This is a genomic window from Marinobacterium sedimentorum, from assembly GCF_024267675.1.
Taxonomy (GTDB): Bacteria; Pseudomonadota; Gammaproteobacteria; order Pseudomonadales; family Balneatricaceae; genus Marinobacterium_A; species Marinobacterium_A sedimentorum.
Genome location: NZ_JALDYX010000003.1, coordinates 237691 through 250763 on the forward strand (window position 1 = coordinate 237691; position 13073 = coordinate 250763).

Below are 13073 nucleotides of genomic sequence, written 5' to 3' on the forward strand. Positions count from 1 at the left end.
TTGTCCGGGCCCCGGTTTTCGGGATGACTGACGGTGGCCCTGCAAGATCCCGGTCGATGCGCCAGGGCATTGACCGGGACCGTTCAAACAGCGGATACGTTTTTTGATCCTAGGCTGCGGTAATCTCGGCAAAGGCCTTGTCGACCAGACCGTTGATCGTCGCGTGACCCAGCAGCTCGACAACCGAGTAGCCAATGCCAATGGCCTGATCGAGATTGATCTGGATCTCGGTGGACATCAGCGAGTCGACGCCAAAGGCATCAAACGCGAGGTCAGGCTTGAGGCGCTCGGCCGAGGTTTTCAGCACCATGGCAATCACGTCCGCGACCAGGTTCTGCAGCACGGCCTTGCCGTCCGCCTCGGAGCTGGACTTCACCGCCTGGTGCAACTGCACAACCAGCGAAGCATCGCCATTCGCGGCCTCGCGGCTTGCAGCCACCAGCTTGCTGAATGCTGGCGAGTTGCCGCCCACGGTTTCGTACGCGGCCCAGCGCTCCCAGGCAATCTGCTCGGCAATGGCGATCTGCGTCTGCCCTTGCACCAGCGCCCGCCCCAGGCCCCGCAGAGCGGTGCCCACGTTCAAAGGCGCGAGTCCGATCTGCGTGAGGTGCTGGCCAATGCGGGCGTCCTCTTCGAGCATGCCGACGGCGGCAATGGCACCAAAGTTCACACTTAGCGCCGGTAAGCCCCGGGCCCGTCGCAGGTGCGCCAGGCCATCCAGGTAACCGTTGGCGGCGCAGTAATTGGCCTGGCGACTGTTGCCCACCAGGTTGGCAATGGACGAGAACAGCACGAAATGCTCCAGCTCGACCGACAGCGATTCCAGCGTGCGGTGCAGGCTTAGCGCACCGCCCGCTTTCACCGCCATCACGCTCGCCAGCGCCTCTGTCGGCATATCCAGCAGCAGTTGGTCGTCCAGCACCCCGGCGGCGTGGAAAATGCCCTTTAACGGCGCGGCGGCACGGCACAAGGTTTGGATCAGCGCCGACACCGCGTCGGCCTGAGACATATCGACCGCATGGGTGCTGACGGTGGCGCCAGCCTGTTCCAGGTCACGAACCAGCATGTCGGCTCCGGGCGTAGCGCCACCACGGCGGCTGACCAGCGCGATGTGGCCTGCACCATGGTCGGCCAGCCAGCGCGCCACTTCGGCACCCAGGCCACCAAAGCCGCCGGTAATCAGGTAGCTGCCATTGGCCGAAAACGCCGGTACATCCGGGCCCATGGCCGTGAACGGCGCCTGCCCGGCGCACAGCAGCAGCTCCTGCCACTCGCCCGGGCGAGGTTCGGCGGGGCCCTGCTCGAGCAGAGACTGCAGTGTCCACTCAGCGACCTGCGGCAGCCCGCCCTCGGCCGCCTCGCGAATGACACCTTGCAGTGCCGTGGCATAGGCCTGCGACTTCGTAAAGCCGGCCAGGTCTGACACCGCCCTGACCAGGCGGCCACAGTGGGACGGCAGGGCGAACGCCAGCTGCTGCGAGCTGAGGTCGAGCAGTTGCCCGCCCTCCGCCAGGCTGCTGAAACCAAGGCTGCGGCTCCACTGCGCCAGCGGGCCCGCCATCAGGTCAAAGCGCTGCTGGGCGGCGGCATCGAACTGGTCGAAGCGGGTCACGCGGGCGCCGGCGCGGGCCAGGCGGCGGCCAAGGGCAGCCCCCAGGGCACCGTTATCCACCAGCACCTCGGCACCGGCCATGCCGGCGCAGACGTGCTCCAGCAGCAGCGCCGCCTGCACGTCCACGATCGCGTGGCTCGCCTGCAGGGCCTGCGCACCGGCCGCTTCGGCGCTAACCAGCAGCGCCTCCTGCTCCGATACCAGCTGCTGCGAGGCGAGCCGGTAGGGCAACAGACCGGCGACGCGCTCACCCGCGCTGAAGCGGGTCGTGCCGGCGCCGCACTCGAGCACCGTAGCGCACACCGCCATCATCGCCTCGTTACCCTGCTGGCGGGCCAGGCGGTCGATGCGGATGCGATATTCGTGGTCCCGCAGGCGCGGGCTGGCCGACAGTACGCGGGCACTGATCTCAGTGCCGGCAATCACCAGGCTGACCGGGGTCGCCGTGACATCCTCGACCTGCACGCTGTCGGCGGACTCCAGCGCCGCACAGCGGTGCAGCTCCACCGCATAGCGGCGACTGTCGCGGATGGCGATTTCATCGATTACGGCAGCATTGATGATCTCGACGAACAGGCTTTGCGCCTGGGCAAAGATTTCGTCGGTTGCGACCTGGTTGATATCGATAATGGCGATATCCTGCGCCTCCAGCTCGTTGCGGGCGACACGGGCGAAACCGGCAATGGCCGTTTGCGCCGGTATGACTTGGTCACCCGCGACCAGCGCCGACGAGAGCCGGGTGACCACGCGCAGCTTGCCGTTGTGAGCGGCACCGTTCAGGCCCTGAACCAGCGCCAGCAGTTCACTGACGTTGCGTTGACCGGTCGGGTCGCACTCGGGGTTCACACCGGACCAGGCGATGTAGGCAATGTGTGAGGCCTGTGCCAGTACGGCCGGCTCCTGCAGCTCCTCCATGGCGTAGCGCTGGCAAGGGATACCCACCGAGGCGCAGACCTCGAGCAGCGCATCGGCCAGCGGCTCCACCGGGCTGGCGATGATGGCCAGGCCCGTCACGTTGGGGTCAACGCTCTCGAGTGCCGGCTGCTCGTTCCAGCGCCGCTGGTAGTCGCCCTTCGGGAAGCGGTCAGGCTCCAAAGCACCCCGCAGCGCTGCATAGGTGAGCCGTTTCACTACCGCAAACACCGCACCGCTCTCATCGGCAAGCGCAAAATCCACCACGATCTGCGCCGCGCTTTTTTCCACGATAGAGACCTTGCAAAGCATCCATTCCGGGGCGGCGGCGAACACCTGCAGTGCCTCTATCGACACCGGCAGGTAAGCGCCGTCGGACGGCTCCAGCAGCGCAATCGCCGACTGGAAGCAGCCATCAAGCAGGGACGGATGCAGGACATACATCGAGCTGTCCTCGCCCGCCACCTCGGGGCGCTCCAGCGCCACCAGGGCCTCGCCCTTCACACGATTGCGCTTGAGGCCAGTAATCGACTGGAACGCGGGGCCGTATTGCAGCGAAAGCTCGCCCAGCTCCTGGTACAGCTGTGCAATATCGACCGTCTCTCCGTCGAAGGCCTCGAACGCCTGCTCACCCAGCTGCGCAACCGCCTTGACCGCCAGCGGGAAGAGCTGCGCCCGGGCATGAAGCACCGCCTCGCGCTCGGAGAGGCTGTCGCTGGCCAGCAGTTTCGCCTCGTTGGTGAACGCATCGAACTCGACGTTCATGCGCAGTGCGCGCTCCCTGTCGAGGATCAGCGGCTCAATAATATCGATATTGCGCAGGCTCCAGCCGCTGTCGGCATCCAGTTGCGGCCACCGTTCCCGGGCCGACTCGCACAATGCCTCCAGGAATCCAGCGGCCGGCATAATGGCGACTCCGTCCACCTTGTGGTCGTCGAGGTAGTTGAGCCGGCTCAGGTTGAGATCGGCGCCGTCCCGACCGTGCAGCGGATCGACCTGCGCATGCATGCGATCGTTTGCCTGCCACAGCGACTCGCGCCACAGCGGCTTGCGCTGCCAGGGGTAAGCCGGCAGATCGATCAAGCGGCCCCTGCCTTCGCGACTCTGCCAGTCGAGTCCGCCGCCCGCCGTGTAGATGTCGGCCACCGCCTGCTGCACGGCAATGCCTTCGGGCTTGTTCATCCACAGCGTGGCGACCTCGCGGGCATCGGTGCCCTGCTCCTGGAAAACCTCCTCGATTGCGCGACGCAGTACCGGATGCGGGCCTATCTCGACAAAGGTCGTGTAGCCATCAGCCAGCATGCTGCGAATCGCCGCGGCAAAATGGACCGGCTCGCGCACGTTATCGCACCAGTACTCGGCATCGAAGCGACGGGCATCGGCCCTGTGCCCCAAGCGGGCACCGGTCACCGTGGAATAGATCACCGTCGTGGCTTCTTTCGGGGCAAGACCGGCCAACTGCCGGCGCAGCTCCGGCTTGAGCTGCTCCATCACCGGGCTGTGGTAGGGCACGGCCACATCGAGCATACGGGCAAAGAGTTTTTGTTCGGTTGCCGACGCCAGGATAGCGTCCAGGCAATCGGCATCGCCGGCAACGGTGACGCTGGAGGGCGAGTTGATTGCAGCCAGCGAGACCTTGCCCGCATAAGGCGCGATCAGCTCGGCCGCGGTGGCCTCGCCGACCCCCAGCGCCAGCATCTTGCCCTGCCCGGCCGTGGTGGCCTGGATACGGCTGCGCTGGCAACTCACCAGCAGGGTCTCTTCCAGGGTCAACATGCCCGACGCCCAGGCAGAGGCCACCTCGCCAACCGAATGACCGACCACCGCATCGGGCTTTACCCCTTCGGCCGCCAGGATCGCGGTCAAGCCCAGCTGGACCATCAGGTTACCCGACTGAGCATACTCGGTACGCTTGATCTCGGAGTGCTCTTCGTCCTTGAGCATCTCGGCCAGAATGGAAAATCCGGCTATTTTGCTGAATGCTGCGTCAGCATCCTGCAGCGTGCTGCGAAAGATCGCGTTTTGCTCATAGAGCTCAAGGCCCATGCCGTGCCACTGCGGCCCCATCCCAGTGTAGACAAAGGCAATGCGCTTGTCGCCGGAGCTGGCGCGCTCACCCTGGGACGCGCCCGCCGGCATCTCGCCGTCTAGGTACTGCTGCAACGCCGCACGCAGCGACTGCCTGGAATCGCCCCAGACCGCCAGACGGTGCGATAGCTGAGCACGCTTGTTGGAGGCCGTGAAGAGCACGTCTTCCAGCGCGACCTCGTCGGAGGCCAGCAGAGCAACGAACTGCGCGGCCCGGGCGCGCAAGGCGTCGGCGTCGCGCGCGGAGATCGGCAGCAGCCGCAGACCTTCGGTCATGCCGTGTGTTGCGTCGTCGCGGCGGTGATTATCGGGCCGACCGGACAGGATGACGTGCGCATTGGTGCCGCCATAGCCAAAGGAGTTAATGGCGATCTTGGCCGGCTGGCCATCGGCCGCCAGCGGCACCGCCGACCGGGGCAGGAAAATCCGCTGCGGTATCGCGGGATTGACGGTTTCCAGGCCCGCTACCGGCGGCACCAGGTTGTTGCGCAACATCATCACGGACTTGATGACACTGGCTATACCGGCAGCGGCCTCCAGGTGTCCGATGCTCGCCTTGACCGATCCGACGCAGCAATCATTGTCACGACCGTAAACCTCGGCAATCGCCTTTGTTTCGAGCGGATCGCCCACCCCTGTGCCGGTACCATGGGCCTCGATGTAATTGACCTCGCCGGCCTCGCAGCCACTGGAGGACAATACCTTCTTCATGAGGTCACGCTGTGCGCCGGGATTGGGCACGGTGATGCCGCTGGTGCGGCCATCCTGGTTGACGCCGACCCCTTCCACCACCGCCAGGATAGTGTCGCCGTCGCGCTCTGCGGCGGCCAGGCTCTTCAGTACCACAACGCCCCCGCCTTCGCCGCGACCATAGCCGTCAGCACGGGCGTCGAAACTCTTTGAGCGGCCGTCTTTGGCCAAAAAGCGGCCCTTCGACATGGCGATGCTGTATTCGGGGCGCAGCATGAAATTGACGCCGCCCACCAGCGCCGTTTCACACTGGCTGGACTCAATCGCCGAAACCGCCTGGGCCAAGGCGACCAGTGATGAGGAACAGGCCGTATCCAGCGAAAAGCTGGGACCATGAAAATCAAAAGCGTAGGAAATTCGGTTGGACAGCATGGTGAGAGTGGCGCCGGCGGCGCTGTGGGAACCTATGGTGTCCCTGGCGCCCGCCCCCAACTGGTTGAGCAGATGGTCAACCGTGAATCCACCGACAAAGACGCCGGTGTCGGAGCCCGCCATCCGCTCCGGGTCGAGCCCGGCAGATTCCAGCGCTTCCCAGCTCAGCTCCAGCAGCATCCGCTGCTGCGGATCGAGGAATTCGACTTCACGTGGCGACAGGTTGAAGAACTCGGCATCGAAGCCACGGTAGTCGTAGTCGTGCAGAAAGTGGCCGGACTCGACATACGCCTTGCCCGCAGCATCGCTGCTGTTGCTGTACTTCTCCAGAGACCAGCGATCCATGGGAATTTTGCTGGCATAGTTTCTCCCGGACAGGAGGTTTTTAAAGAACGACTCTGGATTATTAGATCCGCCTGGAAACTTACAGGCAGCGCCAACAACCGCGACTTTCATCTGCCCATAATCGCTAGCTGCGCCATCAGCATTTCCCATGACCGAACTCCTTTACCTAAAATATTTATCCATAAAGGTCGCTGCTCCTGCCGCCCAACTCCAAACGCAACAACTAACCGCCAACCCACCCGATACGAAAGTAAACAGGATTTTCCTGCGATTGCCGAAATAGAAGCGTTTATTGCGTAGCCGAGCACGCCTTCGAAAATATCCAGCAGACATTCGCCAGATAAAGGCGACCGCGGCAAAAAATTTGTTTAAAGCCGCTGACCGCTATCAAGACAGCAATATTCGAACAATATCCATCTGCTGCACCTCAGCGACCACCCGTTTTTGGGTAACCGATAGCCAGGGCTTTACCGCCTGCAGCACGATAACTGTCATATATTGCGTTTTAGTTACGTGAAAATCGAAATTATCATACTACGTGATACCGTCCATGATTATTTTTGTGATAAAAGCCTGCTACGAAAAACGTTATCTTGTAGCTTTAAAGATTTGGCAAGGGGCGCTTGGTTGAGCCCCGGCAGCCTTAGATATCCTATTTAGCAGAACACCAACTTAATCTGCATATTGCTTAAACGCAGGCGAATCTAACGCATATCTCCGTATCTTTCAAACATTTGTTTTATATTCAGGATACCTAATTAGATGCACCCAATGGGCATATTTCCCACTGGGCACGGAATCCACTACCACGACCGTCTCTACATGGCGACAATTAAGCATCTTCGAATATTCGCGCCAATAGGCCAGCCAATTGAAGGCCACGCGGCCAATCTTTTCATCTGATATCCAGGCTGGCGCGGTACCACTCAACGGTTTCCCTGATAGCTATTTCATGGGGTGTACTATCGTTGCCAAACCGATCCTCGTATTTAGCGTGATCAACAATGTATTGCTGCTCCCATTCATACATCATCTCTTTCATCTCTTTGAGCATGGGATTGAAAAGACCCAAAAACGAAACCATGCGCTTTCCGGCAGACCGTATCTTCACCGGTTTCTGTATATGCTCCTGGACAAGTGAAACCAGCTGTCGCGTTGTAGCGGTTGGAGGATTGGCGACATGCCACACCTGGCCAAAGACGTCGTCCTGGTCACTCAGCCTGACCAACGCCCTGGCGAAATCCTTTATATATGTATAGGTATGCGGCAAATCTACATTACCCAGCAAGTTGGCCGGTTTCCCGGTCAGGGCCGCCGTGAAAAACATTTCACCGAAGGCTGAATTCGTGACCAGGGGCCCATAAAAGTCAGCCGCTCTTGCAATCACGACCTTCATATCGGCCTCGTTCAACAGCATCTGCGCCATGGACGCTCTTACCTTTCCCTTGTGGCCGGTCGCTTTATACGCAAGCGACTCCGTTAATGGCAGGCCTTTCGTATCGCCGTAGCCATACAGATTATCGGCATATATTAATTTGCAGCCTGCTCTCTTCACGCCATCAAGGATTCCTTTTGTCAGTGAAGGAAACTTTTCGGGCCACTCTGGATAAGGCGGCATTGCACAATGAAATACCGCATCCGCCCCTCTACAGATCTCAAAGACCTTTTCAGAATCATTGGCATCCCCCTGGATAACCTTGATCCGCGCCGGTATCTTATGACCCAGCTTCCCGCTGCGGTTAACGACAGCCACCTCCTTATCCTGCTCGAGCAGCATTTGAGCAACCCATAAGCCAAGAGGTCCTGTACCGAAGACGATGTTCCTTTGGTTTTTCATAAATATCCTTGTATTCGAAAGAGGATTCAGCGGCTGGAAGAGCGAATATAGAGTAATTAGCGTTTGAGGTCAGGCCTTGAACGTGAATAATGCAGACCCGAGAACGCGATCATTGTTTTCGCCTCCCCTATCGACTCGAACAGCCGCCACGCAATCCGCGGGAAGGTTCGCACGCGTTCGCCACTTAGCCAAGAGTTTTCGGGCGCTCGCGACTGCCCGGGCCACGCCGGAAAGATAAGCGCCTTTATCAACAGGAATTACCTTGTAACACCGCCGGAAAATGCGACCGTTCCGGCTATGATTGCAGCTGAGTCTTTATGTCCAGACACCATCGAGCTGCCTCATAGCGTGGCAGAGATTAGCCTCCGGTGTATGGATCAACTGCGGCTATTAACCTGGCGTTCGCACTGGCTTGCGGCCAGTGACGAAGCGTCCATGCTGCCTGTATTATCCCGCCGGGTTGATAATGATTCCCCATAAGACAACAGGCATGGCATACCCAGTGAAAGCTTCACTGAGGCCGACAAAGTCAGATGGCAGAGCGCACCCGCGAACTCCGATCCTAGCGGTGCGACCATCCCTGACGCCTCACGGGTATTAATTAAAGAGTACGGGGTTCATACGAAGGCATTGAACTTTAAACCGAGTGACCAGAGCAAAACCCCGTTCTGCCCCAACCTACGCTCAGGCAAAGCCTGTGAGCCGATTTTTAACCGGGCTGTAGCAACTCCAACAACCTGCTAATGCTCCCAGTCAATGGACTCATGAATCAGCTTGAGTCGTGCCACCGGGCCATCACAGCTCAGCAGCTCCTGCTTGTCTGCGGCGGAAAATGGCAACCAGTCGGCCAGGCGATAGGCCACCACAACCGCATCATCCGTATCGGTATCTGCCGCAAAGGGCGCGAACGAGGGATGCTTGAGCATCTGACACAGCAGCTGCTGCAATGGCTCGTATAGCGCAGGTACAGGTTCGGCAGCCTCCAGCTCCAGCCAGTCGCAGTCCGCCAGCTGCAGATTATCAGGCCGCACCTGCACGGGCCCGATACGCACCCGGCGCAAGCCCTGCACCACAATCCCCAGACGCTCGTTGGGTAATTGATCCCAGTCGATAATCTTTGCGTAGACACCAATATCGTAAAACGGCGTCTGTCCGTTCACAGCCGTCTGATCGACGCAGGTCTGTACAATGACAAAGCCGCTCTGGCGACGAAAGGACTCCGACACCATCTGCAGATAGCGCGGCTCAAAAATCTGCAGCGGCATGCGTGAACCGGGGAACAGCACAACCGGCAGCGGAAACAGCGGCAATATATCCATCAGTCCTCCAGGCGCTTTGGTCTAAGTATACGAATTCCGGGCCCCAGCAGTTCACCCCTGTTCGCCGCACGCTGCCGCAGCCCGGATGCCTGGCTCAGCATTCAGCCTTCAATTACTCAGTCTGCACCAGACAGGCACAAAAAAGGCAGCCGAAGCTGCCTTTTTAAAACGCCTGAAATCAGACGATTTTTACTTCGTTTCCCAGCCAGTCAGTTCGGCAAGCGCCTTGCCGATATCGGCCAGGGAGCGAACAGTCTTGACGCCAGCGTCTTCCAGGGCTGCGAATTTCTCGTCCGCAGTACCCTTGCCACCGGAGATGATCGCACCGGCGTGACCCATGCGCTTGCCGGCCGGAGCCGTAACACCCGCGATGTAGGATACAACCGGCTTGGTGACGTTGGCCTTGATGTAGGCTGCCGCTTCTTCTTCGGCGGAGCCGCCGATCTCACCGATCATGACGATGGCTTCGGTCTGCGGATCCTTCTCGAACATCTCCAGGATGTCGATGAAGTTGGAGCCCGGGATCGGGTCGCCACCGATGCCGACACAGGTAGACTGGCCGAAGCCTGCATCTGTCGTCTGCTTGACCGCTTCGTAGGTCAGGGTGCCCGAACGGGACACGATGCCGACCTTGCCCGGCAGATGGATGTGACCCGGCATGATGCCGATCTTGCATTCACCCGGCGTGATCACGCCCGGGCAGTTCGGGCCCACCAGGCGCACGCCCAGCTCGTCACACTTGACCTTGCACTGCAGCATGTCCATCACCGGGATGTGCTCGGTGATGCAGACGATCAGCTTGATGCCTGCATTGGCGGCTTCCAGGATGGAATCCTTGCAGAAGGGTGCCGGTACGTAGATCACGGAGGCATCGGCGCCAGTGGCGTCAACCGCTTCCTGTACGGTGTTAAACACCGGCAGACCCAGGTGCTCGGTACCGCCCTTGCCCGGCGTTACGCCACCGACCATCTTGGTGCCGTATGCAATTGCCTGTTCGGAGTGGAAGGTACCCTGGCCACCGGTGAAACCCTGGCAGATGACCTTGGTGTCCTTGTTGATCAAAATCGACATTATTTACCCTCCGCTGCTTTAACCGCCTGCTGAGCACCGTCGGTCAGGCTGGTTGCTGCAATGATATCCAGTCCGGATTCCGCCAGACGCTGTGCACCGAGTTCCGCGTTGTTGCCTTCGAGGCGTACAACCACGGGCACGTTAACGCCCACTTCCTTAACCGCACCGATAATACCGTCGGCAATCAGGTCACAGCGCACGATACCGCCGAAGATGTTAACGAATACGGCTTTAACATTGTCGTCGGACAGGATGATCTTGAAGGCTTCAGTCACACGCTCCTTGGTGGCACCGCCGCCAACATCGAGGAAGTTGGCCGGCTGGCCGCCGTGCAGCTTGACGATGTCCATGGTGCCCATGGCCAGGCCTGCGCCGTTAACCATGCAGCCGATGTTGCCATCCAGCGCCACGTAGTTCAGATCCCACTCGGCCGCACGGGCTTCACGGGCATCATCCTGGGACGGATCGTGCATTTCCAGCAGATCCTTGTGACGGTAGAGTGCGTTGCCGTCGAGAACGATTTTGGCGTCCAGGCAGTGCAGGTTACCGGCATCGGTGATGACCAGCGGGTTGATTTCCAGCAGTGCCAGATCCTTCTCTTCAAACATCTTCGCAAGACCCATGAAGATGTTGACGAACTGCTTGATCTGGTCGCCCTGCAGACCCAGCTTGAACGCCAGGTCGCGGCCCTGGTAGGGCTGTGCGCCGGTCAGCGGATCAATGGTGGCCTTGAGAATCTTTTCCGGCGTCTCTTCTGCAACCTTCTCGATCTCGACACCACCTTCGGTGGACGCCATGAACACGATACGACGCGAAGAGCGGTCTACCACCGCACCCAGGTAGAGTTCCTGAGCGATATCGGTGCAGGTCTCAACCAGAATCTTGGAAACCGGCTGACCGTTGGCATCTGTCTGGTAGGTCACCAGGTTTTTGCCCAGCCATTTTTCAGCAAAGGCGCTGGCTTCTTCCGGAGAGGTGATCAGCTTGACGCCGCCAGCCTTGCCTCGGCCACCGGCATGCACCTGCGCCTTGACAACCCACTGGCTGCCGCCAATCTTTTTCGCCGCTGCAGCTGCGTCTTCCGGAGTATCTACCGCGAATCCTTTGGAAACCGGCAGACCATAGGTGGCAAACAGCTGTTTACCCTGGTACTCGTGAAGGTTCATGCTCTTGTCCGTTGTCTGGTCAATTATGAATTCTGTGCCCGCCAGGCAAGCATACAGAATTCTGGCTCACTCGTTTATACGACAAGCGTCTAATAGGAATGGCCGGAATCGTGTCCGGCCATTCATAAGCTCGTGTTACCGGCTTATTTCTTTTTGCGGTTGGCGATATGAATCGCGTGGTTATCTACCGCCAGAGCCGCTTCGTGCACCGCTTCACTGACGGTCGGATGCGCGAACATGGTCAACTGCAGGTCTTCGGTAGTGGAGCAGAACTCCATCGCGATGACGCCCTGCGCGATCAGCTCGGATGCGATACCGCCGACCATGTGCACACCCAGAACGCGATCGGTTGTTTCGTCAGAGATGATCTTGACGAAACCGTCCGTGTCGTTGGATGCCATGGCACGGCCGGACGCCGCAAACGGGAACTTGCCGGTTTTGTATTTCACGCCAGCCGCTTTCAGTTCCTGTTCGGTCTTGCCGACCCAGGCCAGTTCCGGATGGGTGTAAATGATATTGGGCACCACATCGTAGTTCACCTGCGCCTTGTGGCCCGCCACGATGTCGGCCACCATGATGCCTTCTTCAGACGCCTTGTGCGCCAGCATCGGACCGCGTACCGAGTCACCGATGGCGAATACGCCCGGCATGTCGGTACGGCACTGCTCGTCAACCTTGATGAAGCCGCGCTCGTCCAGCTCGACACCGCTGTCGCCGGCCAGCAGATTCTGGGTCAGCGGGCGACGGCCAACAGCCACGATCAGCTTGTCGACGATGATTTCCTTGTCGCCTTCAGCGTCGGTGAATTTCACCTTCACTTCCTTGCCATCCAGAATCTCGGTGCCAGTTACGCGGGCGCCCAGACGGATATCCAGCTTCTGCTTCTTGAGCAGCTTGGCGGCTTCCTTGGCAACGTCCTGGTCAGCCAGGGCCAGGAAGCTGTCCATGGCTTCCAGTACGGTGACTTCAGACCCCAGACGGGCCCAAACAGACCCCATCTCCAGGCCGATGACACCGGCACCGATAACGCCGAGGCGTTTCGGGGTTTCATCGATGTTCAGGGCACCGGCGTTGTCCAGGATCAGACCGTCGGTCAGGGGTGCAGGCGGAATGTTCACAGGCACAGAGCCGGACGCCAGGATCACATTTTCAGCCGCATGTACGCTGACGGAACCGTCGGCGGCGGTGACTTCAACCTGCTTGCCGGCCAGCAACTTGCCCGCGCCCGCCAGCAGAGTAACGCCATTGGCCTTGAACAGGCCGGCGATACCACCGGTGAGGTTTTTCACGATGGTGTCCTTGCGGGCTACCATCTGCTTGACGTCCATCTGAACATCACTGACGTTGATACCGTGAACGGACGCATTGTCCTTCACTTCGTGGTACTTGTGCGTCGACTCCAGCAGCGCCTTGGACGGGATGCAACCCACGTTCAGGCAGGTTCCGCCCAGAACGGTGGCACCCTTGCCATCAATCCACTTCTCGACACAGGCCGTTTTCAGACCCAGCTGAGCCGCACGAATCGCCGCCACGTAGCCGCCAGGACCCGCACCAATAACAATTACGTCAAATTTATCAGACATATCTTCCTATCCTTAAAT

General features: G+C 59.9%; 6 protein-coding genes. All 6 read right to left on the reverse strand.

The genetic code is table 11. The annotated features are described in order from the left end of the window. Nucleotides 1-109 precede the first annotated feature (109 nt). Nucleotides 110-6229 carry a type I polyketide synthase gene (locus tag MRS74_RS05350; protein WP_306421957.1) on the reverse strand — a complete coding sequence of 2040 codons (6120 nt, stop codon included), beginning with the start codon at nucleotides 6227-6229 and terminating at the stop codon, nucleotides 110-112. A 745-nt stretch (nucleotides 6230-6974) separates the two neighbouring features. Beyond that, nucleotides 6975-7916 (reverse strand): SDR family oxidoreductase, encoded by a 942-nt coding sequence (locus MRS74_RS05355; RefSeq protein WP_254579245.1) that lies wholly within the window; start codon nucleotides 7914-7916, stop codon nucleotides 6975-6977. A gap of 740 nt (nucleotides 7917-8656) precedes the next feature. Further along, entirely contained in the window at nucleotides 8657-9235 is a 579-nt protein-coding gene (locus MRS74_RS05360; RefSeq protein ID WP_254579246.1) for an LON peptidase substrate-binding domain-containing protein, read from the reverse strand. 189 nt (nucleotides 9236-9424) lie between these two features. After that, nucleotides 9425-10306: a succinate--CoA ligase subunit alpha gene (sucD, locus tag MRS74_RS05365; protein ID WP_254579247.1), complete on the reverse strand. Its 882-nt coding sequence runs from the start codon at nucleotides 10304-10306 to the stop codon at nucleotides 9425-9427. Continuing rightward, the gene (gene sucC / locus MRS74_RS05370) at nucleotides 10306-11472 is read right to left on the reverse strand and encodes an ADP-forming succinate--CoA ligase subunit beta (RefSeq protein WP_254579248.1); all 1167 of its coding nucleotides are present in this window, start codon (nucleotides 11470-11472) and stop codon (nucleotides 10306-10308) included. Before sucC ends, sucD begins: the two co-directional genes overlap by 1 nt. A 143-nt stretch (nucleotides 11473-11615) precedes the next feature. Beyond that, the gene (lpdA, locus tag MRS74_RS05375; RefSeq protein ID WP_254579249.1) at nucleotides 11616-13055 is read right to left on the reverse strand and encodes a dihydrolipoyl dehydrogenase; all 1440 of its coding nucleotides are present in this window, start codon (nucleotides 13053-13055) and stop codon (nucleotides 11616-11618) included. Nucleotides 13056-13073 lie beyond the last annotated feature (18 nt).